This window comes from Streptomyces polygonati, assembly GCF_042650325.1.
GTDB classification, from domain to species: domain Bacteria; phylum Actinomycetota; class Actinomycetes; order Streptomycetales; family Streptomycetaceae; genus Actinacidiphila; species Actinacidiphila polygonati.
In genome coordinates this window covers 90,528-113,542 of record NZ_JBHSBB010000050.1, presented here as the reverse complement: position 1 = coordinate 113,542, position 23,015 = coordinate 90,528, and the positions used below count along the sequence as shown (strand labels likewise).

Here is a 23,015-nt window from a genome sequence, read left to right as displayed (position 1 = left end):
GATCCTTCGGCCGCCCTCAGCGGGTCGCCCGCTCCAGCGCCACCAGCACGGACTCGTACGGCTCCCCCGTCGCGTGCTCCATGCCCAGCTCGCACATCCGGTTCGCCGACAGATAGACGTCGTAGCCCCGGGCGGCGACCTCCTCCGCCTCGCGGCGGGTGGCGGCGGCCGTCAACTCCTCGTGCAGGATGCCGCGGTCGCCGGCGAAGGCGCAGCAGCCCGCGTCGTCCGGCACCGTGACCTCCAGCGCGCAGGCCCGCGCCACCTCCGCCAGCGCCTCGGCGACGTCGGTGCCGGTGCCGGTGGAGCCGCCGTGCCGCATCGAGCAGGTCGGATGCAGTACGGCCGAGGCGGCCGGCGTGCTGACGGTGAGTCCGGGCAGCAGCTGCCGGGCCGCCCACTCCACCGAGTCGACGATGCTCAGGTCGCTGTGCAACTCCCGGTTGGACGCGCTCAGATACGGCGTCACATCGCGGCTCAGCCCCAGCGCGCAGGACCCGGCGTCCACGATCAGCGGCAGCTCGCCGCCGCCGGTCCAGCCCCAGGCGCGCTCCACGATCCGGTTGGCCATCACCGCGTTCCCCGCGTCGTAGCCCTTGGAGTGCCAGATGGTGGCGCAGCACGTACCGGGTACGTCCGGCGGGATCCACACCGGCAGGCCGGCCCGGGCGGAGACGGTGACCAGGGCTTGCGGCAGCCAGTCGGCCCGGCGCCGGCCGCGCGGCGGGCCGAAGATCCGGTTGACGCACGCCGGGTAGTAGACGGCGGCCGCCCCCTGCCGCTGGGTACGCGGCAGCCGGGGGGCCGCGGCGGGGATCTCCGGCAGCCAGTCCGGTACGCGCTCGGACCGCGACGTCCTGCGGGCCACCCCGGTGGCCAGCGCCAGCGGGCGCTCGCCGAGCCGGTCGCGTACGGCCGCGGCGGTGGCCACCGCGGCGCGGGCGGCGCGCTCGGCCAGGCGGCCGTGGGTGGCGAGCGAGGCGGCGAGGCGTTCGGCGCCGCCGGAATGCCCGGCCCGGCGCAGCTCCTTCATCAGGGCGCCGGTGTCGATGCCCACCGGGCAGGCCGGCTCGCACAGCGAGTCGCCGGCGCAGGTGTCCACCGCGTCGTAGCCGTAGGCGTCCAGCAGTTCGCGCAGCACCGGCGAGCCGGGCGGCTGGCGCAGCATCTCGCGGCGCAGCACGATCCGCTGCCGGGGCGTGGTCGTCAGGTCGCGGCTGGGGCAGACCGGCTCGCAGAAGCCGCACTCGACGCAGGCGTCGGCGGCGGTGCCCAGCACCGGGATGGTCTTCAGGCCGCGCAGATGCCCGCGCGGGTCCTGGTCGAGGACCACCCGGGGGGCGAGGATGCCGTCCGGGTCGAGCAGGCTCTTGACCCGCCACATCAGGGCGACCGCCTTGCTGCCCCACTCCAGCTCCAGGAAGGGCGCGAGGTTGCGCCCGGTGCCGTGCTCGGCCTTCAGGGAGGCGGCGAAGCGCTCGGTCATGGTGCGGCAGAAGTCGTCCATGAAGGAGGCGTAGCGCGCGACGTCGGCGGGGTCGCCCGCGTCGAAGGCCAGCAGGAAGTGCAGATTGCCGTGCGCGGCGTGCCCGGCGACGGCGGCGTCGAAGCCGTGCCGGCGCTGGAGGGCGAGCAGTTCGGCGCAGGCCTCGGCCAGCCGGTCCGGCGGCACCGCGAAGTCCTCGGTGATCAGGGTGGTGCCGGGCGGGCGGCCCGCCCCGACCGCGGCGACGAACGCCTTGCGGGCCTTCCACAGCGCGGCGATCCGGGCCGGGTCGCGGGTGAAGTCGTTGCCGGCCGCCGGCACCGGCTTGACCAGCCCGAGGTCGTCGCAGATCCGGCGGGCGGCCCTTTCGTACGCGGCCAGTTCGGTGTCGTCGGCGGCCCGGAACTCCACCAGCAGCGCGGCGCATTCCGCGGGCAGGTCGGGCGCCCCGGTGGCCCGCAGCACCTGCCCGTCCATCAGCTCGACGGCTTCGGCGCCGGCCTGGCCGAACAGCGGCACGGCGGCCGCGGCGGCGTTCAGCGAGGGGAAGAACAGCAGCCCGGTGCTGATGGCCCGGCGCAGCGGCAGGGTCGCGTAGACCGCCTCGCTGACGAAGCCGAGCGTGCCCTGCGAGCCGATCATCAGACCGCGCAGGATCTGGGCCGGGGTCTCGCCGTCGAGGAAGGCGTCCAGCCGGTAGCCGCTGGTGTTCTTGATCGCGTACTTGGCCCGGATGCGGACGATGAGCTCCGGGTCGGCCTCGATCTCGTCCCGCAGGTCCAGCAGCCCCTGGCACAGCTCCGGTTCGGCCGCGGCGAGCACGGTGTCCGCCTCCGGGTCGCCGGTGTCCACGACGGTGCCCGAGGGCAGCACGACGGTGAGCGAGGCGACCGTGCGGTAGGAGTCGCGGGTCGTGCCGGCCGCCATCCCGGAGGCGTTGCCGGCCAGCACTCCGCCGACGGTGGCCGCCGAGGCGCTGGCCGGGTCGGGGCCCAGCACCCGGCCGTGGCGGGCCAGCGCGGTGTTCGCCCGGGCCAGTACGGTCCCGGGCAGGATCCTCGCCCGCGCCCCCTCGGCCTCCACCTCGATACCGCTGAAGTGGCGCCGCACGTCCACCAGGATGTCCTCGCCCTGCGCCTGCCCGTTCAGGCTCGTCCCGGCCGCCCGGAACACCAGATGCCGCCGCTGCCCCCGCGCGTACCCCATCAGCTTGACGATGTCCCGCACACTCTCGGCCACCACCACGGCCTGCGGCACGAAGCGGTACGGGCTCGCGTCCGACGCGTACTTCACCAGGTCCGACACCCGCCCGAGCACCTTCCCGGGCCCCAGCAGCTCCTCCAGCTCCCGCTTCAGCCCGGCCGGCGTCCCACCCGCCCGCGTCTCCTCCACCCGGTCCCCGGACCCCGACGCGGACGACACGGACGGCACGGACCGCAGCGCCTCCCCCTCGTTCTCCTGTACGGGCATCCGGACCTCCGGGACGGGGATCTCACACCGGTGCCCAACATAAGCGGGGCGGCCGCGCGGCGCGCGCCGACGGGGAGGGGGCCGGGGCGGGGCTCAGCGCGTCCAATCCTTGAGCGGCTCGGTGTCCAGCGTCATCCCGACCGGCGGCGGCAGCTCGATCTGCTTGCCGAAGTAGTGCCGCTCGATGCGGCTGTACGCGCCCTCTTCCGGGCTGCCGTAGACGACGACCTCGCCGAGGGTCCGGTCGATCAGCAGATACACCGGAATACCGGTTTCGGCATAGGCGCGCGGCTTGTCCTGCCGGTCCCGCTTGTCGGTCCCGCTGTCGTACGAGGTGACCTCGACCGTCATCAGGACCTGCCCGGCGTCGGCCCACTCGCCGTGACCCGCGAAGCTCCCCTGGGGAGCGAGAGCGCCGTCCGGTTTGGCCCGCCCCTGGCGGTAGGTCTCGACCTTCAGACCGCGCTCCGGGTAGAGCCACAGATCCGGGCGCTGCCGCATGCACTGCTGCATGACCCAGCGGATGATCTCGTCGTGGTCCCCGTCCGGCACCGCTTTGGTCCCCAACTCTCCGTGAACGAACTCCAGCCGGACGTCTTCGCGTTCGGCGGCGGCCGCGATGCGCTCGAATGCCTCGGTCAGCATCTGCGGCCGGTCCTCGATGGCGGTCACAGAACTCCTCCGTCCTCCGGGTGGGCGCACAGGAAACCGACGCCTCACAGGCTACTACGCACAGCGACTACGCCCGGTGGGAGCCGGTCAGGGCGGCGAAGACGACGAGGTTGGCGGAGTAGGTGCGTGCCGCGCGGTCGAAGGTGCCGCCGCAGGTGATCAGGCGGAGTTCGGGGCGGGCGGTGGAGCCGTAGACGCGGGCGGGGTCGAAGTGGGCCTTCGGGACGGTCTCGACGGCTTCGACGGAGAACTCCGCGACGGTGCCGTCGGCGCGGGTGATGTCGACGCGGGCGCCGGGGCGGACGGTGCGCAGGGCGTAGAAGACGGCGGCGCCGGTCTCGGTGTCGACATGGCCGACGATCAGGGCGGCGCCGGGGGCACCGGGGGTGGGGCCGCCGCGGTACCAGCCGGCCACGTCGGGGGTGGCGTACGGCGGCGGGTCGACGGTGCCGTCGCTCAGGCCGCGCGGTACGAGGCCGGCGTGCAGCCCGATGGAGCCGATGTCGATGCGTTCGGGGGTCGCGGCTCGCAGCGGGGCGTGCGGCGGGAGCAGCCGCTCGGGGTGGTCGCCGGCCGCTTCCGACTCCGTACGGCCGCCGGTGCCGGGAACGCCGCCGTGGTGGCCGACCAGCCAGACCGCCAGCAGGAGCAGCCCCGCCGCCGGAGCGGTCCACTTCCGGCGCCCGGGACGTTTCCAGATCGCCCCGTTCGCCCCGTCGGTCACGCCGGTCAGCCGCGGGCGGCGGTACGGCGCCGGTGGACGACCAGGCCGGCCAGACCTGCCGCGGCGAAGCCGCCGGTGGCGAGCAGCGGGCCGACGCTGGTGCCGGAGGCGGCCGGGCCGGCCGCGAGCTGGGCGGTACCGCCACCGCCGGCGGGCACGGGACGGACGGGGGTCTGGAGGTGGTCCTGGGGTTGGGCGCGGGCGGAGGCCGGCGCGGGGTCCTGGAGCTCGGGCTGGTCCGGGACCCGGGCCTGATCGGCGAACTCGGACTCGTCCTGGGCCTGCGGCTGGTCGGGGATCCGCGGCTGGTCCAGCGGCTGGTCCGAGGCCGGCTCCGAAGCCTGGTCCAGCGCCTGATCCGGGGTCGGATCCAACGTCTGATCCGGGGTCAGCGACTGGTCCGGCGGCGTAGCCGGGCCGTCCGCGCCGGCCGGGCTGCCCGCGGTGACGGTGACGGACGCCTCGGCCGGGTCGGTCACCCCGTCGCAGTCCACCGCGATCGGGTACGAGCCGTCGGTCGCGTCGGACTTGATGAACGCGCTGCCCGCCAGCCCGCGGCCGTCGGCGGCCGGGGCGAGGGTCACCGCGTTCACGAAGGCCTCGGCTCCGGCCCTGACCTGCTGCCCGACCTGGCAGGAGGTCGCCAGCCGCAGGCCGACCACGCCACCCGGCGCCACCGTCCGGGGGGTCACTCGCAGCGCGCCGGGGGCGGCGGACGTACCGGGGGTGCCGGGGACGCCGCCCTCGTCCGCCACGGCCGGCCCGCCGGCCGCCACGGCCGACATCCCGGCGACAGCGAGGAGGGCCGCGACGCCGGCGGCGGCGAGGGCGGGAGCACGCAGACCAAACATGGGGGACCTCCGCTCGGCCGGGGGCGGGGACTCGCGCCCGGTGCTTACGAAGATTCCGGCGGGGACCGCCGCCCGCACGCCGGGCGGCGGATCGCTGGCCCATGGGGGTGACGAGAGGTCTACGCAGCGTGAGACCGGGGGTCAGATCTCCGTGACGAGGTCCGCGATCGAGGCGACGACGTGCGAGGGGCGGAACGGATAGCGGTCGATGTCCGGCACCTTGGTCAGCCCGGTGAGCACCAGATACGTCACCATGCCGGACTCCAGCCCGGCCAGTACGTCGGTGTCCATCCGGTCGCCGATCATCGCGCTGGTCTCGGAGTGGGCCCCGATCGCGTTCAGCCCGGCCCGCATCATCAGCGGATTCGGCTTGCCGATGAAGTACGGCTCCTTGCCGGTCGCCTTGGTGATGAGCGCGGCGACCGACCCGGCGGCGGGCAGCACGCCCTGCGGCGACGGCCCGGTCTCGTCCGGGTTGGTGCACAGGAAGCGGGCGCCGTCGTTGATCAGCCGGATCGCCTTGGTGAGCGCTTCGAAGCTGTACGTACGGGTCTCGCCCAGGACCACGTAGTCCGGCTCGGAGTCGGTCAGCACATAGCCGACGTCGTGCAGCGCGGTGGTCAGTCCCGCCTCGCCGATGACATAGGCGGTGCCGCCGGGCCGCTGGTCGTCCAGGAATTTGGCGGTGGCCAGCGCGGAGGTCCAGATATTGGCGACCGGTACGTCCAGGCCCACCCGGGTCAGCCGGGCGTGCAGGTCACGCGGGGTGTAGATGGAGTTGTTGGTGAGCACCAGGAACGGTTTGCCCGAGTCCTTGAGCCCTTTGAGGAAGGCGTCTGCGCCGGGAACGGGCGTGCCTTCGTGGATCAGCACCCCGTCCATGTCGGTGAGCCACGACTCGATGGGCTTGCGTGTCGACACGGATCCGCTCTCCTGTTCCCGGGGGCCGACCCCTCGGGCGGAGGGGCCGGCCTGATCGCCGCGTTCGATTCCCCAGCGTAGCCGGGGCGGCAGACCCCCGCCCCGGCCGTCCGTCCGCTGGTCGCGGCGTCGCACCCGGCTGCGCGCGGCGGACTTCCGGGGGTGCGGGGGCAACCCCGTCCCGGGACGCCCCGGGCCGGATCGGCACGGTAGCGTGGCAGAAGTGATGATCCCGAAGGTGGCCCCATGAGCACTCCCGGCAGCGCCGCCCCGCAGCCCGACCCGGACACCGGCGCCGCTACGGCGCACGACCCGGCGCCGCTGCGCGTCGGCCTGGTCGGCTACGGCCCGGCCGGTGCCTTCTTCCACGCCCCGCTGATCGCCGCCGCCCCCGGCCTGGTGCTGGACACGATCGTCACCGGCGACCAGCAGCGGCGTCAGCAGGCCCGCGCCGAGCACCCGGAGGTGCGCTTCGCAGCCGGCGCCGAGGAACTGTGGGCCCGGGCCGGGGAGCTGGACCTGATCGTGCTGGCCTCCCCCAACCGCACCCATGTCCCGCTGGCCACCGCCGCGCTGGAGGCCGGGCTGCCGGTGGTCGTGGACAAGCCGCTGGCCGGCACCGCCGCCGAGGCCCGCGAGCTGGCCCGGCTCGCCGCGGCGCGCGGCCTGCTGCTCACCGTCTTCCAGAACCGCCGCTGGGACGCCGACTTCCTGACCCTCCGGTCGCTGATCCAGCGGGGCGAACTGGGCGAGGTCCAGCGCTTCGAGTCGCGCTTCGAGCGCTGGCGGCCGCAGCCCAAGGGCGGCTGGCGCGAGTCCGGCGACCCGGCCGAGATCGGCGGGCTGCTGTACGACCTGGGCAGCCACCTGGTGGACCAGGCGCTCACCCTCTTCGGCCCGGCCCGGCTGGTCTACGCCGAGTCCGACGTACGCCGCCCCGGCGCCGCCGCCGACGACGACAGCTTCATCGCGCTCACCCACAGCGGCGGCGTCCGCTCCCACCTGTGGATGAGCGCCACCACCGCCCGGCTCGGCCCGCGCTTCCGGGTGCTGGGCAGCGCCGCCGGCTACGTCAGCTACGGCCTCGACCCGCAGGAGCCCGCGCTGCGCGAAGGGCTGCGGCCCGGCGGTGACGCCGTCTGGGGCGCCGAACCCGAGTCGGCGTGGGGCACCCTCGGCACCGGGGACGACGTACGGCCCGTACCGTCGCTGCCCGGCGACTACCCCGCCTTCTACGCGGCCGTCGAGACCGCGCTGCGCGACGGCACCGAACCGCCGGTGACCCCGCTGGAGTGCGCCGCCGCCCTGGACGTCATCGAGGCGGCCCACCGGTCGGCCCGTACCGGAAAGGCGGTGGCGCTGTGAGCGACCCCCAGCAGGACCCCCAGCAGGACCGCGGGCAGGACGCCGGGCCGGACCTGAAGCAGGATCTCGGGCTGGCCGAACTCGCCGAGCAGGAGCGGACGCTGGTCCTGCCCCGCTTCACCCACGACGACGCCTGGCGGCTCGGCTGCCTGCTGGTGGAGCTGGCCAGGGAACGGGAGGCGGCGGTCACCGTCTCCATCCGCCGCGGCGGCCAGCGGCTCTTCCACTGCGCCCTGGACGGCACCACGCCGGACAACGACGCCTGGCTGGAGCGCAAGGCGCGGGTCGTGGAGCGCTACGCGGCCAGTTCGCTGCTGGTCGGCGAGCGCTTCCGGGCGAAGGGCACCACCTTCGAGGAGTCCTCCCGGCTGGACCCGGACCGCTTCGCCGCGCACGGCGGCGCCTTCCCGCTGCGGGTCACCGGCGTCGGCGTGGTGGGCGTGGTCGGTGTCTCCGGCCTGCCCCAAGTCGAGGACCACGCCCTGGTGGTGACCGGACTCACCCGCTTCCTGGAAGATCTCAGGGCGTCCTGGACCACCTGAGCGCGAGGCCGTCGGCGCCCCCATGAACGCCGACGGCCCGCACGTGAGAGGTGCTCTCAGGCCGACTTGAGCTCCTGGCGCTGCCGCCCGAGCCCCTCGATCGTCAGCTCCACCACATCCCCGGCCCGCAGATACGGCTTCGGCTCCGGCTGGCCCATCGCGACCCCGGCCGGCGTACCGGTGTTGATCACGTCCCCGGGGTAGAGGGTCATGAACTGGCTGAGATAGCGCACCACTTCGGCGACCGGGAAGATCTGGTCGGCGGTGCTGCCGTCCTGCTTCAGCTCACCGTTGACCCACAGCTTCAGCGACAGCGCCTGCGGGTCGGCGACCTCGTCCGCGGTGACGAGCCAGGGGCCCAGCGGGTTGAACGTCTCGCAGTTCTTGCCCTTGTCCCACTGCCCGCCGCGCTCGATCTGGAACGCCCGCTCGGACACGTCGTGCGCGACCGCGTATCCGGCGACCGCCGCCAGCGCCTCCTGGTGGTCGGCCGCGTAGCGCAGCTCCCGGCCGATGACGACGGCGAGTTCGACCTCCCAGTCGGTCTTGACGCTGCCGCGCGGCACCAGCACGGTGTCCTGCGGGCCGACCACGGTGTCCGGCGCCTTCATGAAGACCACCGGCTCGGCCGGCGGCTCGGCGCCGGTCTCGATGGCGTGGGCGTGGTAGTTGAGCCCGATGCAGACGATCTTGCCGATCCGGGCCAGCGGCGGGCCGACCCGCAGCGTCGCGTCCAGGGCGGGCAGCGAACCGTCCGCGCCGGCCGCCGCGATCCGCTCCAGGGCGGCCCCGTCGGCGAGCAGCGAACCGTCGATGTCGGGCACGAGACCGCTCAGGTCCCGCAGCACGCCCTCGGCGTCGAGCAGGGCGGGGCGCTCCGCTCCGGCGGGTCCGACACGCAGCAGCTTCACAGTGGCACTCCGTTTGTTCGATGTTCGTTGTGTCCGGCGGTGGTTGGGTCCGACGGGCGTTTTCTCGGTCGAGTCGGGTCAAGGAGTCGGCCTGGTCATCGGATGTCTCGTCCGATCCTCCAATCCCACCCCCGGACGGCGCAAGCCCCGCCCACTCTGCGAACGAAGACACCCGCTCAGAGATCGGACCAGCGCGGTCGGACCAACGCGTCGGACCAGCGCGGTCGGATCAGCCGCCGGCCGCCCGGGAGATCACATAGATCAGCAGCCCGGCCAGCGCCCCCACCACCGTGCCGTTGATCCGGATGAACTGGAGGTCGCGCCCGACATGCGCCTCGATCTTCTTCGAGGTCTGGTCCGCGTCCCAGCCCGCCACCGTCTCGCTGATCAGCGAGGTGATCTCGTCCCGGTAGGTCGTCACCACATACGTGGCCGCGTCCTCCAGCCAGCTGTCCACCTTCGCCTGGAGCCGTACGTCGGTGCCCAGCCGGGTGCCCAGCGACAGCAGCGAGGCCCGGGCGCGCGACCGCAGTTCGCTCTGCTCGTCCTCGGCGGCCGCCATGATCATCCCGCGCACCGCGCCCCACACCGAGGCGATCAGATCCTGCACCTCGGCCCGGGCCAGCAGGTCCTTCTTCAGCCGCTCCACCCGCTCCCGGGTGTCCGGGTCGGTCTGCAGCTCCCGCGCGAAGTCGCCCAGGAAGCGGTCCACCGCCCCCCGCGCCGGGTGCTCGGGGGAATCACGCATCTCGGTGACGAACCGCAGCAGCTCCTTGTAGACCCGCTCGCCGATCCTGCGGTCCACGAACCTGGGGGTCCAGCCCGGCGCCCCGCCCTCCACCGCGCCCATCACCGAGTCGCCGTGCTCCACCAGCCAGTCGTGGGCCCGTACGCACACCAGGTCCACCATCCGCCGGTGCCCGCCGTCCTCGACGACCCGCTCCAGCATCTTGCCCAGGCCCGGCCCCACCTCCTGCGCCTCGGCCCGCCGGGTGATCGCCTCGCTGACGACGGCCTGCACATCGGAGTCCCGCAGCACGGTGAGCACGCCGCGCAGCGCGGCCGCCGCCTGCTCGGTGACCTTGTCCGCGTTGGCGGGCTCGGCCAGCCAGCCGCCGAGCCGCGAGCCGATGCCCACCGCCCGCAGCCGGGTGCGGACGACCGCCGCGGACAGGAAGTTCTCGCCGACGAAGTCGCCCAAGCTCTCGCCCAGCGCGTCCTTCTTGGTCGGGATGATCGCGGTGTGCGGGATCGGCAGTCCCAGCGGATGCCGGAACAGCGCGGTCACCGCGAACCAGTCCGCCAGCGCGCCGACCATCCCGGCCTCGGCGGCGGCGGCCACATACCCGGTCCAGCCGCCCGCCCCCTGGCCGCCGGCCACCCGCGCCCCGACGTACACCAGCGTCGCGACCAGCAGAAAGCCGGTCGCGATCAGCTTCATCCGCCGTACGCCCCGCCATCGCACGGCGTCCGCGTCCGCGGCTTCCCCCGGCCGCTCCGCCGGACCCATCGCCTGCCCCACGCCCATTCGCTCCACCCGCGTATTCTCACCGCCCCGACGGCGTTGGAACGTACGAAGGGGCCCCGACGCCTCCCGCCCCCGGCCGGCCCGGCGCGCCGGGGCGCCGATCGGGGCCGGCCCTCACCCCGCCGGGACCCCCGCGGGCCCGCGTGGACTCACTCGCCCTGGAAGTTCACGCGCATGGTGTACTCGCGGACGTCGGGGGCGACGACCTCGCGCAGCGCGCTCGGCTCGTCGGCGTACTTCTCCTTGTACGCGTCGTCGGCCCGGCGGATCGTCGCCTCGTCGTCCACGTTCTCGACGGTGGCGGGATAGCGCTGCCGGCCGTCGACGAAGGCGGCGTGGCCGGTGCGCTGGACGCGCCGGTACCACTTCGAGTCCGGTCCGTAGGCGCTGCGGATGTAGGGCACACCCTCGACCACGACTCCCCAGATGGGGGTCCGGACCTCGCCGCCGTCGCGCAGCTCGGTGGCGATGCTGATGGTGTTGGTACGGGCCACGTATTCGATGGCGCTCATGGACGGTCTCCGTTCTCCTCGACGGAAGTCCCCCAGCTCACGGTACGGGCTGACGCCGGTCCCGGCATCGCGACCCGTGTCCGGTCAAGGGCCCCCGGCACGGCCGGCCGGGACGGGGGTTCGGAATACTGACGCGGTCACCACCCGAGGAGCGAGCCGAGATGACCCACGCCCAGCGCCCCGCCGGCGCCCTGCCCGGTTACGCCGAGCACTTCGACGAGCCCGAGGGCTATCTGGACTTCGCCCGCTACGGCCCGCCCTCCCGCGCTGTGCTGTCCGCGACCGCCGACGCGCTGGCCCGCTCCGCCCGGGCCGACCACGACACCGTGAACGACCTGATGCGGGCCGAGCCGGCCGCCCGGGACAGCGCGGCCCGGCTGGCGGGCAGCGACCTGGCGCACACCGTGCTGCTCCCCAACGCCTCCACCGGCCTGTTCCACGCCGCCTTCGGCATCCCCACCGGCGTCGTCCTCGTCCCCGGCACCGACTTCCCGGCGAACCATTACCCCTGGCGGCGGACCGAGGCCCTCGGCCGGGCCGTGCCGCGCTGGCTGGAGCCGGACGAGCGGGGCCGGATCACCGCCGACCTGGTCCGCGGCGCGCTCACCGACGACGTGGTGGCGCTCGCGGTGAGCGCGGTGGACTTCCGCACCGGCTTCCGGCTGGACCTCGCCGCGCTGCGGGAGGTGATCGGCCCGGACCGGCTGCTGATCGTGGACGCCATCCAGGGCTTCGGGATCGCCGATCTGCCCTGGCAGGCGGCCGACGTGGTGGTCGCGGGCGGCCAGAAGTGGCTGCGGGCGAGCTGGTCGACCGGTTTCGCCACCCTGTCCGACCGGGCCCTGGAGCGTTTGGAGCCCACCCTCACCGGCTGGACCGGTGTCGAGGACGTGGCCGTCTTCGACGACGCCGAGCACCCGCCCTCGGCCGGCGCCCAGCGCTGGAGCATCACCAATCTCAGCCCGGTCACCGCCGCGGCCTTCGCCGCCGCGCTCGCCATCGTGGAACGCGCCACCGTCCCCGCGATCGAGGCCGCTGTCGCCGCCCGCCTCGACGAACTGACCGACGCGGTCCGCTCCCACGGCGCCGAGATCCTCTCCCCCACCACCCCCGCCGACCGGGGCGGCATCCTGTCCTTCCGGCTGCCGACCGCCGCCCCCGCCACCGTCGCTAAGGCCCTGCACGCCCATGGGGTCACCCCCACCGTCCGGGCCACGTCGCTGCGCCTGTCCCCGCACGCCTCCACCCGCCCGGCCGCCGCCGCCCGCGTCCGCGCGGCCCTGGCGTCGCTGCGGTGAGGCGGCGCCGCCGCCCCGAGAAAACCGCCGTTCATCGGGTGGTGTGTTAAACAGGGAGTAACCAAAGGGGTACCTTGCAGCATCTCAAGCTCGGAATCATGTCGCAGACCCGCAAAGAGAACGAGCACCGTCTGCCGATCCACCCAGCACATTTCGAGCGCGTCGACGCCGATCTCCTGCGCAGCATTTATCTGGAGACCGGGTACGGCGAACACTTCGGTGTCCGGGACGATCAGCTCGCGCCGCTGGTCGCCGGCCTCCGGCCGCGGCAGGAGCTGATCACGGAGTGTGATGTGATCCTGCTGGCCAAACCGATGCACGAGGACCTCGCGGAACTCCGCGAGGGACAGGTGCTGTGGGGGTGGCCGCACTGCGTGCAGGACGAGAAGGTCACGCAGACCGCGATCGACCGGCGGCTGACGCTGATCGCCTTCGAGGCGATGAACCACTGGACCCGGCAGGGCGCCTTCAATCTGCATGTCTTCCACAAGAACAACGAACTGGCCGGCTACTCGTCGGTGCTGCACGCCATGCAGCTCACCGGGGTGACCGGTGACTACGGGCGGCGGCAGCGCGCGGTGGTGATCGGCTTCGGGGCGACCGCGCGGGGCGCGGTGACCGCGCTCAGCGCGCTGGGCGTGCACGACGTGGACGTGCTCACCGCGCGGGGCGTGACGGCGGTCGGTTCGCCGATCCACTCCGCCCGGATCGTGCACTTCGACCACGACGAGGCCGACGACACGCTCGACCCGCGCCGCAGCGTCGCCCTGACCGAGGACGGTCCGCAGCCGCTGGCGGAATTCCTCGCCGGACACGACATCATCGTCAACTGCGTGCTCCAGGACACCGACGCGCCGCTGATGTTCCTGATAGACGACGACCTGCCGGCACTGGCGCCGGGCACCCTGATCATCGACGTGTCCTGCGACGAGGGCATGGGATTCGCCTGGGCCCGTCCCACCACCTTCACCGACCCGATGTTCACCGTCGGCGACCATGTCGAGTACTACGGGGTGGACCACAGCCCGTCCTATCTGTGGAACTCCGCCACCTGGGAGAACAGCGAGGCCCTCATCCCGTATCTGCGGCCGGTCCTCGAAGGCGACACCGGCTGGGACGGCGACGACACCGTCCGGCGGGCGATCGAGATCCGCGCCGGGGTGATCCAGAACCCCAAGATCCTCGCCTTCCAGCAACGCGCCGAGCCGTACCCGCACCCGCACCTCTGACGCCCGGCGCGTCAGGTCCCGGTCGAGGACCCCGCTCCGTACATCCGGGCGATCACGTCCTCGATCGCGGGCTCGCGCACCGACAGGTCCACCAGCGGATACGCGGCGGCGACGGCGGCCACCAGCGGGGCGGCGCTGGCCGCGGCCGGGAAGGCGAGCCACTGGCGGGGGCCCTCGACCTTGACGCAGCGGGCGCCGTCGACCTGGACCGGGGGCAGTTCCCGCGCGAAGTCCACCACCAGGGTGCGCTCGCTGTCGCCGACCGCGTGCAGGCCGCGCAACTCGCCGTCGTACATCACCCGGCCGTGGTCGATGACCATCACCCGCCGGCAGAGGGTCTCGATGTCGGTCAGGTCGTGGGTGGTCAGCAGGATCGTGGTGCCGCGCTCGGCGTTGAAGTCCCGCAGGAATTCCCGGACCCGGGCCTTGCTGACCACGTCCAGGCCGATGGTCGGCTCGTCCAGGTAGAGCACCTCGGGGTCGTGCAGCAGGGCCGCCGCGATGTCGCCGCGCATCCGCTGCCCCAGCGAGAGCTGCCGGACGGGCACGTCCAACAGCGGCCCGAGTTCGAGGAGTTCGACGCAGGCCCGCAGATTCCGGGCGTAGCGCGCGTCCTCGATCCGGTACATCCGGCGCACCAGTTCGTACGAGTCGCGCAGCGGCAGGTCCCACCACAGAGTCGTCCGCTGGCCGAAGACCACGCCGATCCGGCGGGCCAGCCGGGTCCGTTCGCGGGTGGGGTCGATGCCGCAGACCCGGATCCGGCCGCCGCTGGGACTGAGGATGCCGGTCAGCATCTTGATGGTGGTGGACTTGCCGGCGCCGTTGGGCCCGATGTAGCCGACGATCTCGCCGCGCGGCACGCTGAAGGAGATGCCGTCCACCGCCCGCACCTGGTGGCGTTCGCGGCGCAGCGGGCCGGCTTTGCGGCGCACGTCGAACACCTTGCGCACGTCGTCGAGTTCGATCACCGGCTCGGTGGCCGGCTCCGGCGCGGGCCGGGGCCGGGGAACCCCGGTCCCGGGGGATTCGGCGGACGGTACGGGCTCGGCGGTCATCGCTGCCTCAACTCCCTGTGCTGCGGTACGAACGAAGGCCCGCGCGCCAGGCCAGGCCGGCCAGCGCGCAGCACAGCAGTGCCACCGCCGGCGAGGCGAAGTCCACCCAGCCGGGCAGGCCGAGCGGATCGGGCTCGCCCAGCACATACAGGGCGGGCAGCCAGTTGACGAAGGCGAGCGGCACCACGAAGGTGACCCCGCGCACGATGTCCCGGGCGAAGATGCCCGGCGGGTACTGGAGCATGGTGTTGCCGCCGTAGGTCACCGAGCTCTGCACCTCGGCCGCGTCGGTCGCCCAGAACTGGAAGGCGGCGCCGCCCACGAAGACCGCGCCGAACAGCGCCGCCCCGGACAGCGTCATCACCGGCAGCATCAGCGCCTTGACCGGGGTCCAGTCCACGTCCAGCCGGGCCAGCGACCAGGCCAGCACCAGCAGCCCCTGGGTGATCCGGCCCAGCCGCCGCAGCGCGAAGCGGTCGGCGGCGACCTGGGCCAGCACCGGCACCGGACGCAGCAGCAGCGCGTCCATGGTGCCGTCCCTGACCCGGCGCCCGAGCCGGTCCATCGAGCCCATCACCAGGTCGGCGAGACCGAAGGAGGTGCTGGAGGTGCCGTAGAGGAAGGCGATCTCGGGCAGGGTGAAGCCGCCGAGTGCGGTGACGTGCGAGAACATCAGCACGATGGTGACGAAGTCCAGCGCGGTGGCGCCGAAGTTGCCGAGCGCGGTGAGCAGGAAGGACAGCCGGTAGGCCATGGTGGAGCGCACCCACATGCCGACGATCAGCCGGTAGGCGCGCACCGACTCGGTGGTGCGCCGCCCGGGGCCGTCCGGTCCGGCGTCGGCGTGGCGCCCGGCGTATCCGGCCGGATCCAGGCGGCCGGCGGCGTCAGCCACCCTGCACCACCACCCGGCGGGTCGCGACCGTCTGGAGGACCCGGCCGGCGGCCAGCAGCGCCACCGCCCAGCCCGCCTGGAAGGCCAGTGCCGCGATCGCCCCGCTCCCCCGGTGCCGGCCGAGCAGCACATCGGCGGGCACCTGGAGCATCGCCGCCCACGGCAGCGCCCGCGCCACCTCGCCGAGCGCGCCGGGGAAGACCGTCAGCGGCAGCAGCATCCCGGAGAAGAACAGCCCGGCCAGCCAGGTCATCTGGCTGACCCCGGCCCCGTCCAGCAGCCAGAACGCGCTGAGCGCCACCAGGAAGCGCACCGCGAAGCTCACCACCGCGCCCAGCAGCACCGACACCAGGAACACCAGCCAGGTCAGCGCGTCGCCGGGCAGCGCCAGCGGGAAGACCAGCGCGCCGACCGCCATGGGGACCACCCCGCGCCCGAGCAGGTGGAAGGCGGACCGGCCGAGGTCCGCCGACAGCCACCAGCCCTGGAGGTCGGCCGGGCGGTAGAGGTCCACCGCGATGTCGCCCGAACTGATCCGCTCGATCAGCTCGTCCTCGAAGCCGCCGCCCATCAGCGACATCGTCATCAGCAGCGCCTGGCCGACCCAGACATAGGTCAGCGCCTGCGACTCGCTGTAGCCGCCGAGGTGCGGGCGCTGGTCCCACAGCGCGATGTAGCTGTAGGAGATGATCAGCCCGAAGACCGTGTTGGTGAAGACGCCGGCGGCGGTCGCGACGCGGTAGGTCGCGTACCGCCGGAAGCCGCGGACGACCACGGCCGCGTAGAAACCGCCCACCCGCCGCCCGCACCCCCTCCGTCTGGACACAAGCCGCCGATCGTAGTGGGGTCCAGGTCCGGCCCACCAACGGTTTTCGCCCGGCCGCCGCACACCCCCACCGATCCGCACGCGCCCCCGTCGTCCCGCGTCCCGGCGCCGGCCACCCCTGTCACATCACTGTCACGGATGTGTTGCGGCGGTCCGCGGCGGGACGGATGGTGCGACAGTGTTGAGTGGATGCATTTCGGGTGTACGGGAGCGTACGTAACGATTGGTCCACCATGTTCCGTCGCAGACCAACCTCGGCGGCGACGGAGGAGTCCCACTAGACATGAGTGATGTGCCGAGCATGGGTACGCAGACCGGCTGGGCCCCCGCCCCGGCCGCGGCCGGGCGCGGCGGCCGTCCCCGGCGGACCGGGCTGCTCCGGGTGCTGCCGTCCTTCAGGACGACGGTGACCATCGTGCTGTCCGGGGCGGCGCTGCTGATCGGCGCCTTCTTCGCCGGCTACGCCCTGGTGTCGATCCCGGACGCGAACGCGGCGGCGGTGGCGCAGAACAACGTCTACCTCTACGCCGACGGCAAGACCGAGCTGTCCCGCGACGGCGCGGTCAACCGGCAGAACGTGCCGCTCAGCGCGGTCGCCAAGACCGCCCAGTACGCGGTGCTGTCCGCCGAGGACCGGAATTTCTACCACGAGTCCGCGGTCAGCCCGAAGTCGATGCTGCGCGCCGCCTGGAACACCGCGACCGGCAAGGGCACCCAGTCCGGCTCGACCATCACCCAGCAGTATGTGAAGAACTACTACCTGAACCAGAACCAGACGGCCTCCCGCAAGGTCAAAGAGTTCTTCATCGCGATCAAGCTGGACCGCAACGAGACCAAGAGCCAGATCCTCGAGGGCTATCTCAACACCAGCTACTACGGTCGCAACGCGTACGGCATCCAGGCCGCCTCGCAGGCGTACTTCAACAAGGACGCGGCCGATCTGACCACCGGCGAGGGCGCGTATCTGGCCGCGCTGCTCAACGCGCCCAGTGAGTACGACCTGGCCGCCCACCCGGAGAACGCGCCGGCCGCCAAGGGCCGCTGGAACTACGTGCTCAACGGCATGGTCAAGGAGCACTGGCTCACCCCCGCGCAGCGGGCCGCCACCACCTTCCCGGCGATCGGCAAGCCCAAGCCGATCGCCAGCAAGGCCGGCCAGCGCGGGTACATCATCGAAGCCGTCAACAGCTATCTCATCGACCACCACATCGTCGACGCCGACGAGCTGGCCGCCGGGGGCTACCGGATCGTCACCACCATCGAGAAGCCGCAGGAGGACGCCTTCGTCCAGGCCGCGCAGGACAATGTGTACGACAAGCGCGGCAAGACCAAGGCCGACAGCTATGTGCGGGCCGGCGGGGCCTCCATCGATCCGGCGACCGGCGATGTCGTCGCGCTCTACGGCGGCATCGACTACACCAAGCAGTACGTCAGCAGCGCCACCAATTCCACCTACCAGCCGGGGTCGACGTTCAAGCCGGTGATCCTCACCTCGGCCGTGCAGCACGACGCGCGGACCCAGGACGGCCGGACGATCACGCCCGACACCGTCTACGACGGCACCAACAAACGCCAGGTGCGGGGTCCGGACGGCCCGGTCGGCTACGCGCCGGAGAACGAGGACGAGGACTCCTATCCGGACATCACCGTCACCCGCGCCATGGACAAGTCGGTGAACGCGGTCTTCGCGCAGATGGCGCAGGACGTCGGTACGTCCAAGGTGATCGACACCGCGCACGACCTGGGGATGCCGGACTCGGTGGACATCCCGAAGACGCCCGCGATGGCGCTCGGCGCGTTCGGCACGCCCAGCGCCAGCCCGCTGGACATGGCGCAGATGTACGCCACGCTGGCGAACCACGGCAAGGAGATCCCGTACTCGCTGGTGGTCAAGGTCAGCAAGGACGGCAGCGACCTCTCACTGCCGGCCCGGCAGCCGGTGCAGTCGGTGCCGCGCACGGCCGCCGACACCACCACCTCGGTGCTGCGCAGCGTGGTGGAGAGCTCCTCCGGTACGGCCGTGGCCGCCCGGGGCTCGGGCTGGCCGTCGGCCGCCAAGACCGGTACCGCGGAGAACGACAAGGCGGCCTGGTTCGCGGGCTACACCCCGAAGCTGGCCACGGTCGTCGCGGTGCTCGGCATGAATCCGGACACCGGCGCCCAGGAGCCGCTGACCGGCGCGCTGGGCGGCGGCCGGATGAACGGCGGCGGCCCGCCCGGCGAGGTGTGGGCGCAGTACACCGCGGACGCGCTGCGCGGAGTGCCGCAGCAGAACTTCGACCTCCAGCTGGCGAGCGGGGCGCAGCAGCCGCCGGCCACCACCCAGCCGCCCACCACCGCGACGACCGAGCCGCCGCAGACCACCACCACCCAGGCCCCGCCGCCGCCCCCGCAGCCGCCGCGGACCACCGAGCCGCCGAGCACCCCGCCGGCGGATCCGACCACCGAGCCGACCCCGACCGACACCGGGACGACCGAGCCGACGCCGACGGACCCCCAGACGCTCAATCCGGTCGGCGGGCTGACCGGCGGCACGGGCGGGCCGGTGTCCGGCACCGGACCGCCCACGGGCGGCGGGCACGGGGGCGCCGGCAGCGCGGGTGGGACCGGCAACGGGCCGGGCGGCTGAGCCCGGCCCGTTGCCGCCGGCCACAGATACCGGCTACAGATACAGGCCGGTCGAGTCGTCGCTGCCCTCAAGACGCTCGGCGGCGACCGCGTGCAGATCGCGTTCCCGCATCAGGACGTAGGCGATCCCCCGCACCTCCACCTCGGCCCGGTCCTCCGGGTCGTAGAGCACCCGGTCGCCCACCTCGACCGTCCGGACGTTCTGGCCGACCGCGACGACATCGGCCCAGGCCAGCCTTCTGCCCACGGCGGCCGTCGCCGGGATCAGGATGCCGCCGCCGCTGCGGCGTTCGCCCTCGGCGCCGTCCTGCCGCACCAGGACCCGGTCGTGCAGCATGCGGATGGGCAGCTTGTCGTGCTCACTTTTGGAACTCACGACGATGACGTTACCGGCGGCGCCGGCGTGCCGAGAGACCGGCCACCACGCCGATCAGCACCACCGCGGCCACCGCGGCCGGCACGATCCGCTCGGGGCGGGGGCTGCCGTCCTCGGTGACGAACTCGGCCCTGGCCCGGGTGAGCGCCCGGTGCGCCGCGACATAGGCCTGGCCGACCGTACTGTCCAGCGCGGAGACCGCCTTGGCCTTGGTGTCACGGGCGATCGTCACGGGGTGGACCCGTATCGCCAGCTCGTCGAGCGTCGCCGCGAGATCCTGGCGGCGGCGGGTGATCTCCGCCTCGATCTGAGCGGGCGTCCTGGCAACCTCCGACACGCACTGCCTCCCTCACCGAATTAGGTAGCGTTCGGACAGTCTGTCAGTACGACGCGGCACGCGCCTCGTCGGCACCCCGTACGTCAGAGGAGCCAACCCATGTCCGATCGCCTCTCCCCCGGTGACCTCGCCCCGCCCTTCACCCTTCCCGACGCCGACGGCGAGCCCCACTCGCTCGCCGACCACCGGGGACGCAAGGTCATCGTCTACTTCTACCCAGCGGCGATGACCCCCGGCTGCACCACGCAGGCCTGCGACTTCACCGACAACCTCGAGGTGCTGACCGAGGCGGGCTACGACGTGCTCGGCGTCTCGCCCGACAAGCCGGAGAAGCTGGCCAAGTTCCGTGAGAAGGAGTCGCTGAAGGTCACGCTGCTCGCCGACCCGGACAAGTACGTGCTGACCTGCTACGGAGCCTTCGGCGAGAAGATGATGTACGGCAAGTCGGTGATGGGCGTGATCCGTTCCACCGTGATCGTCGACGAGACCGGGCATGTCGACCAGGCCTTCTACAACGTCAAGGCGACCGGCCATGTGGCCAAGCTCATCCGCGACATGGGCATCTGACGGCCCGGCGCCTTTCCGCTGCCCCGCCCCGGGGCGACCGGCCGGGCAACCCGGCTGACCGCGGGGGGCGGGGTCGCTAGCATGGGAACCACTGCGCGGCCGTGTCGTAATTGGCAGCCGAGCTGGGTTTAGGTCCCAGTGGGGGAAACCCCGTGTGGGTTCGAGTCCCACCGGCCGCACGGGTTCGAGGCCCGCTCTCCCTGGTGGAGAGCGGGCCTCGGCGCTGTACGGGGGGTGCGCGGTCCCGGCGGCCGTCAGCCGCCGAGCAGACCGGGGATCTCGGCGGCCAGCGCGCGGAAGGCCTTGCCGCGGTGGCTGATGGCGTTCTTCTCGTCCGGGGTGAGCTCGGCGCAGGTCCGGGTGTCGCCGTCGGGCTGGAGGATCGGGTCGTAGCCGAAGCCGCCGGTCCCGGTGGGCGCGTGCCGCAGCGTACCGCGCAGCCGGCCCTCGGCGACCCGCTCGGGGCCGCCGGGCAGCGCGAAGGCGGCGGCGCAGGCGAAGTGGGCGGCGCGGTGCGGGTCCTCGATGTCGCCGAGCTGGGCCAGCAGCAGCGCGAGGTTGGCGGCGTCGTCGCCGTGCCGGCCGGCCCAGCGGGCGGAGAAGATGCCGGGGGCGCCCCCGAGCACGTCCACGCACAGCCCCGAGTCGTCGGCGACGGCCGGCAGCCCAGTGGCGTCGGCCAGCGCCCGCGCCTTCAGCAGCGCGTTCTCGGCGAAGGTGACGCCGGTCTCCTTCACATCGGGGATCTCGGGGTACGCGTCGGCCCCCACGAGCTCCACGTCGAGTCCGGTCTCGGCGAGGATCGCCCGGAGTTCGGTGACCTTGTGGGTATTGCGGGTGGCCAGTACGAGGCGGTGGGTCATGGCTGGATCGTCCCTCGCTGCTAGTCGGCCAGGGCCAGTTGCTGGGCGAGCGCGAGGTCCACGCAGCCCGCCGAGGCGAGTTCCAGCAGCGCGTCGAGTTCGGCGCGGTCGAAGGGGGCGCCCTCGGCGGTGCCCTGGACCTCGACGAAGCGGCCGTCGCCGGTGCAGACCACGTTCATGTCGGTCCCGGCCTTCACGTCCTCCTCGTAGGCGAGGTCCAGCAGCGGGACACCGCCCACGATGCCGACGCTGACCGCGGCGACGCTGCCGGTGACCGGCTGGGCCTTCGCCTTGAAGAAGTGGTTGGCCTGCATGTACGCCACGGCGTCGACCAGCGCGACATACGCGCCGGTGATCGCGGCGGTACGGGTGCCGCCGTCGGCCTGCAGGACGTCGCAGTCCAGGACGACGGTGTTCTCGCCGAGCGCCTTGAAGTCGATGACGGCCCGCAGCGAGCGGCCGATCAGCCGGGAGATCTCATGGGTCCGGCCACCGATCTTGCCCCGCACGGACTCGCGGTCGCCGCGGGTGTTGGTGGCCCGCGGCAGCATCGAGTACTCGGCGGTCACCCACCCTTCCCCACTGCCCTTGCGCCAGCGCGGTACGCCCTGCGTGGCGCTGGCGGTGCACAGCACCCGGGTGTCCCCGAACGAGACCAGGACGGAGCCTTCGGCGTGCTTGCTCCAGCCCCGCTCGATGGTGATGGGACGAAGTTGGTCGGGGGTGCGGCCGTCGAATCGAGACATGGGCTGAGCCTATCCGGGCCGGGGTGCCCCGGAGGCTGCCTCCCCCTCTCCGGGGCCGGACCCCGGCCCCTTGTTAGAACATGCTTTCGATGTCTGCCGCGATCGGGTCGGCGTCCGTGCCGATGACCACCTGGATCGCCGCGCCGATCTTGACCACGCCGTGGGCGCCCGCCGCCTTGAGGGCGGCCTCGTCGACCAGGCCCGGGTCCCTGACCTCGGTGCGGAGGCGGGTGATGCAGCCCTCGACCTGTTCGATGTTGTCGAGTCCGCCGAGCCCGGCGACGATCTTCTCAGCCTTGCTGGCCATCCGTGTCTCCTGAGTCGCTGACCCACCTCAGGGTCCGTAATGTCACGGTAACGCACAGTTGCCGCCACCGCCCGGCGGCGCCGTAACGTACGAAAGCCCGGAACCACCCCTGTGGTCCCGGGCCCTGACACGCCGCCAGCTAGACCTCGTAGACCGCGCCCGCCTTCGCCAGCTCGACCGGTCCCTCGAACGTCGCCTGCGCGTCACGGAGGTTGACCGCCGGATTGGTCCACGGCGGGATGTGGGTGAGCACCAGCCGCTCGGCGCCGGCCCGGGTCGCGGCCTGGCCCGCCTCGCGCCCGTTGAGGTGCAGATCGGGGATGTCCTCCTTGCCGTAGGTGAAGGAGGCCTCGCACAGGAAGAGGTCGGCGCCCTCGGCGAGCCCGTGCAGGGCCTCGGAGGGGCCGGTGTCCCCGGAGTACGCCAGGGTGCTGCCGTCGTGCTCGATCCGGAAGCCGTACGCCTCGACCGGGTGGCTGACCAGATCCGCGGTGACGGTGAAGGGGCCGAGCCGGAAGGAGCCGGGCTCCAGGGTGCGGAAGTCGAAGACCTCGCTCATGCACTTCTCGTCCGGCACGTCGCCGTAGGCGATGTTCAGCCGCCGCTCGGTGCCGGCCGGACCGTAGACCGGGACCGCCGAGGCGGGACCGCCGTCGTGGCGGTAGTAGCGGGCCACGAAATACCCGCACATGTCGATGCAGTGATCGGCGTGCAGATGGCTGAGCAGGACCGCGTCCAGGTCGTAGAGCCCGCAGTGGCGCTGCAGTTCGCCCAGGGCGCCGTTGCCCATGTCGATCAGCAGCCGGAAGCCGTCGGCTTCGACGAGGTAGCTCGAACAGGCCGAGTCCGCGGACGGGAACGAGCCCGAGCAGCCGACGACGGTGAGCAACATCTCGGGAAACA

General features: G+C 72.8%; 22 protein-coding genes, 1 tRNA gene and 1 pseudogene. 7 read left to right on the top strand and 17 right to left on the bottom strand.

Annotated features, from left to right (window positions below; all coding sequences use genetic code 11):
* Nucleotides 1-16 precede the first annotated feature (16 nt).
* The 5 genes from ACFO3J_RS34015 to ACFO3J_RS33995 all read right to left on the bottom strand — a co-directional run bounded on the left by ACFO3J_RS34015 (nucleotide 17) and on the right by ACFO3J_RS33995 (nucleotide 6,124).
* Entirely contained in the window at nucleotides 17-2,956 is a 2,940-nt protein-coding gene (locus ACFO3J_RS34015) for an FAD-binding and (Fe-S)-binding domain-containing protein (protein WP_386438081.1), read from the bottom strand.
* A gap of 93 nt (nucleotides 2,957-3,049) precedes the next feature.
* Nucleotides 3,050-3,628 (bottom strand): Uma2 family endonuclease, encoded by a 579-nt coding sequence (locus ACFO3J_RS34010; RefSeq protein WP_386438078.1) that lies wholly within the window; start codon nucleotides 3,626-3,628, stop codon nucleotides 3,050-3,052.
* 67 nt (nucleotides 3,629-3,695) lie between these two features.
* A complete protein-coding gene (locus ACFO3J_RS34005; RefSeq protein ID WP_386438075.1) occupies nucleotides 3,696-4,352 on the bottom strand; it encodes a class F sortase in 657 nt (218 codons plus the stop codon).
* Nucleotides 4,353-4,357: 5 nt separating this feature from the next.
* Complete coding sequence (locus ACFO3J_RS34000; RefSeq protein ID WP_386438072.1) at nucleotides 4,358-5,203, bottom strand: hypothetical protein; 846 nt, start codon at nucleotides 5,201-5,203, stop codon at nucleotides 4,358-4,360.
* A 141-nt stretch (nucleotides 5,204-5,344) separates the two neighbouring features.
* A complete protein-coding gene (locus tag ACFO3J_RS33995) occupies nucleotides 5,345-6,124 on the bottom strand; it encodes an HAD-IIA family hydrolase (protein ID WP_386438069.1) in 780 nt (259 codons plus the stop codon).
* A 246-nt stretch (nucleotides 6,125-6,370) separates the two neighbouring features.
* On the opposite strand from ACFO3J_RS33995, the gene ACFO3J_RS33990 reads away from it, so the two are divergent.
* Complete coding sequence (locus ACFO3J_RS33990) at nucleotides 6,371-7,489, top strand: Gfo/Idh/MocA family protein (protein ID WP_386438066.1); 1,119 nt, start codon at nucleotides 6,371-6,373, stop codon at nucleotides 7,487-7,489.
* Between the two features lie 53 nt (nucleotides 7,490-7,542).
* Complete coding sequence (locus ACFO3J_RS33985) at nucleotides 7,543-8,031, top strand: heme-degrading domain-containing protein (RefSeq protein WP_386438405.1); 489 nt, start codon at nucleotides 7,543-7,545, stop codon at nucleotides 8,029-8,031.
* A 56-nt stretch (nucleotides 8,032-8,087) separates the two neighbouring features.
* Here the strand turns inward: ACFO3J_RS33985 and ACFO3J_RS33980 are convergent, their stop codons facing one another.
* From ACFO3J_RS33980 to ACFO3J_RS33970, 3 genes are all read right to left on the bottom strand, one after another.
* A complete protein-coding gene (locus ACFO3J_RS33980) occupies nucleotides 8,088-8,942 on the bottom strand; it encodes a fumarylacetoacetate hydrolase family protein (RefSeq protein ID WP_386438063.1) in 855 nt (284 codons plus the stop codon).
* Nucleotides 8,943-9,171: 229 nt separating this feature from the next.
* Nucleotides 9,172-10,452, bottom strand: coding sequence for a DUF445 domain-containing protein (locus tag ACFO3J_RS33975; RefSeq protein ID WP_386438402.1), 1,281 nt, complete (start codon nucleotides 10,450-10,452; stop codon nucleotides 9,172-9,174).
* A 167-nt stretch (nucleotides 10,453-10,619) separates the two neighbouring features.
* Nucleotides 10,620-10,982 (bottom strand): DUF2255 family protein, encoded by a 363-nt coding sequence (locus ACFO3J_RS33970; RefSeq protein ID WP_386438060.1) that lies wholly within the window; start codon nucleotides 10,980-10,982, stop codon nucleotides 10,620-10,622.
* 161 nt (nucleotides 10,983-11,143) lie between these two features.
* On the opposite strand from ACFO3J_RS33970, the gene ACFO3J_RS33965 reads away from it, so the two are divergent.
* Both ACFO3J_RS33965 and ACFO3J_RS33960 read left to right on the top strand, forming a co-directional pair.
* On the top strand, nucleotides 11,144-12,280 hold the full coding sequence (locus tag ACFO3J_RS33965) for an aminotransferase class V-fold PLP-dependent enzyme (RefSeq protein WP_386438057.1): 1,137 nt from the start codon (nucleotides 11,144-11,146) through the stop codon (nucleotides 12,278-12,280).
* A 74-nt stretch (nucleotides 12,281-12,354) separates the two neighbouring features.
* Nucleotides 12,355-13,509: a N(5)-(carboxyethyl)ornithine synthase gene (locus ACFO3J_RS33960; protein WP_386438054.1), complete on the top strand. Its 1,155-nt coding sequence runs from the start codon at nucleotides 12,355-12,357 to the stop codon at nucleotides 13,507-13,509.
* An 11-nt stretch (nucleotides 13,510-13,520) separates the two neighbouring features.
* Here the strand turns inward: ACFO3J_RS33960 and ACFO3J_RS33955 are convergent, their stop codons facing one another.
* Genes ACFO3J_RS33955 through ACFO3J_RS33945 form a run of 3 tightly spaced genes read right to left on the bottom strand, consistent with a single transcriptional unit; the run spans nucleotide 13,521 to nucleotide 16,258 of the window.
* The gene (locus ACFO3J_RS33955) at nucleotides 13,521-14,567 is read right to left on the bottom strand and encodes an ABC transporter ATP-binding protein (RefSeq protein ID WP_386438051.1); all 1,047 of its coding nucleotides are present in this window, start codon (nucleotides 14,565-14,567) and stop codon (nucleotides 13,521-13,523) included.
* A 7-nt stretch (nucleotides 14,568-14,574) separates the two neighbouring features.
* Nucleotides 14,575-15,462, bottom strand: coding sequence for an ABC transporter permease (locus tag ACFO3J_RS33950; RefSeq protein WP_386438048.1), 888 nt, complete (start codon nucleotides 15,460-15,462; stop codon nucleotides 14,575-14,577).
* Nucleotides 15,455-16,258, bottom strand: a complete 804-nt coding sequence (locus tag ACFO3J_RS33945) for an ABC transporter permease (protein WP_386438045.1) — start codon at nucleotides 16,256-16,258, stop codon at nucleotides 15,455-15,457. The genes ACFO3J_RS33950 and ACFO3J_RS33945 overlap by 8 nt, the downstream gene beginning before the upstream one ends.
* A gap of 313 nt (nucleotides 16,259-16,571) precedes the next feature.
* Here ACFO3J_RS33945 and ACFO3J_RS33940 point away from each other — a divergent pair, with 313 nt between their 5' ends.
* Nucleotides 16,572-18,917, top strand: coding sequence for a transglycosylase domain-containing protein (locus ACFO3J_RS33940; protein WP_386438042.1), 2,346 nt, complete (start codon nucleotides 16,572-16,574; stop codon nucleotides 18,915-18,917).
* Between the two features lie 33 nt (nucleotides 18,918-18,950).
* Here ACFO3J_RS33940 and ACFO3J_RS33935 read toward each other — a convergent pair whose 3' ends face one another.
* Both ACFO3J_RS33935 and ACFO3J_RS33930 read right to left on the bottom strand, forming a co-directional pair.
* Nucleotides 18,951-19,253, bottom strand: coding sequence for a GroES family chaperonin (locus tag ACFO3J_RS33935; RefSeq protein WP_386438399.1), 303 nt, complete (start codon nucleotides 19,251-19,253; stop codon nucleotides 18,951-18,953).
* Nucleotides 19,254-19,302: 49 nt separating this feature from the next.
* A complete protein-coding gene (locus tag ACFO3J_RS33930) occupies nucleotides 19,303-19,629 on the bottom strand; it encodes a DUF3618 domain-containing protein (protein WP_386438039.1) in 327 nt (108 codons plus the stop codon).
* A gap of 99 nt (nucleotides 19,630-19,728) precedes the next feature.
* Between ACFO3J_RS33930 and bcp the strand changes: the two genes are divergently transcribed.
* Nucleotides 19,729-20,196 carry a thioredoxin-dependent thiol peroxidase gene (bcp, locus tag ACFO3J_RS33925; RefSeq protein WP_386438036.1) on the top strand — a complete coding sequence of 156 codons (468 nt, stop codon included), beginning with the start codon at nucleotides 19,729-19,731 and terminating at the stop codon, nucleotides 20,194-20,196.
* A 95-nt stretch (nucleotides 20,197-20,291) separates the two neighbouring features.
* Nucleotides 20,292-20,375 (top strand) — tRNA-Leu (locus ACFO3J_RS33920).
* A 75-nt stretch (nucleotides 20,376-20,450) separates the two neighbouring features.
* Here the strand turns inward: ACFO3J_RS33920 and rdgB are convergent.
* From rdgB to ACFO3J_RS33900, 4 genes and pseudogenes are all read right to left on the bottom strand, one after another.
* On the bottom strand, nucleotides 20,451-21,059 hold the full coding sequence (gene rdgB, locus ACFO3J_RS33915; RefSeq protein WP_386438033.1) for an RdgB/HAM1 family non-canonical purine NTP pyrophosphatase: 609 nt from the start codon (nucleotides 21,057-21,059) through the stop codon (nucleotides 20,451-20,453).
* Between the two features lie 20 nt (nucleotides 21,060-21,079).
* Entirely contained in the window at nucleotides 21,080-21,805 is a 726-nt protein-coding gene (rph, locus tag ACFO3J_RS33910; RefSeq protein WP_386438030.1) for a ribonuclease PH, read from the bottom strand.
* A 73-nt stretch (nucleotides 21,806-21,878) separates the two neighbouring features.
* Nucleotides 21,879-22,118, bottom strand: a pseudogene (locus tag ACFO3J_RS33905) (glucose PTS transporter subunit EIIB); the annotation flags it as partial.
* 133 nt (nucleotides 22,119-22,251) lie between these two features.
* Entirely contained in the window at nucleotides 22,252-23,004 is a 753-nt protein-coding gene (locus ACFO3J_RS33900; RefSeq protein ID WP_386438027.1) for an MBL fold metallo-hydrolase, read from the bottom strand.
* Between the last annotated feature and the right edge of the window lie 11 nt (nucleotides 23,005-23,015).

What these genes read in the sequence shown, in the direction of transcription:
- ACFO3J_RS34015 (WP_386438081.1), bottom strand. Translation starts at nt 2,956, where the DNA reads ATGCCCGTACAGGAGAACGAGGGGGAGGCGCTGCGGTCCGTGCCGTCC.
- ACFO3J_RS33990 (WP_386438066.1), top strand. Translation starts at nt 6,371, where the DNA reads ATGAGCACTCCCGGCAGCGCCGCCCCGCAGCCCGACCCGGACACCGGC.
- ACFO3J_RS33900 (WP_386438027.1), bottom strand. Translation starts at nt 23,004, where the DNA reads ATGTTGCTCACCGTCGTCGGCTGCTCGGGCTCGTTCCCGTCCGCGGAC.
- rdgB (WP_386438033.1), bottom strand. Translation starts at nt 21,059, where the DNA reads ATGACCCACCGCCTCGTACTGGCCACCCGCAATACCCACAAGGTCACC.
- ACFO3J_RS33935 (WP_386438399.1), bottom strand. Translation starts at nt 19,253, where the DNA reads ATGCTGCACGACCGGGTCCTGGTGCGGCAGGACGGCGCCGAGGGCGAA.
- rph (WP_386438030.1), bottom strand. Translation starts at nt 21,805, where the DNA reads ATGTCTCGATTCGACGGCCGCACCCCCGACCAACTTCGTCCCATCACC.
- ACFO3J_RS34000 (WP_386438072.1), bottom strand. Translation starts at nt 5,203, where the DNA reads ATGTTTGGTCTGCGTGCTCCCGCCCTCGCCGCCGCCGGCGTCGCGGCC.
- ACFO3J_RS33955 (WP_386438051.1), bottom strand. Translation starts at nt 14,567, where the DNA reads ATGACCGCCGAGCCCGTACCGTCCGCCGAATCCCCCGGGACCGGGGTT.
- ACFO3J_RS33940 (WP_386438042.1), top strand. Translation starts at nt 16,572, where the DNA reads ATGAGTGATGTGCCGAGCATGGGTACGCAGACCGGCTGGGCCCCCGCC.
- ACFO3J_RS33965 (WP_386438057.1), top strand. Translation starts at nt 11,144, where the DNA reads ATGACCCACGCCCAGCGCCCCGCCGGCGCCCTGCCCGGTTACGCCGAG.
- ACFO3J_RS33975 (WP_386438402.1), bottom strand. Translation starts at nt 10,452, where the DNA reads ATGGGTCCGGCGGAGCGGCCGGGGGAAGCCGCGGACGCGGACGCCGTG.
- bcp (WP_386438036.1), top strand. Translation starts at nt 19,729, where the DNA reads ATGTCCGATCGCCTCTCCCCCGGTGACCTCGCCCCGCCCTTCACCCTT.
- ACFO3J_RS33970 (WP_386438060.1), bottom strand. Translation starts at nt 10,982, where the DNA reads ATGAGCGCCATCGAATACGTGGCCCGTACCAACACCATCAGCATCGCC.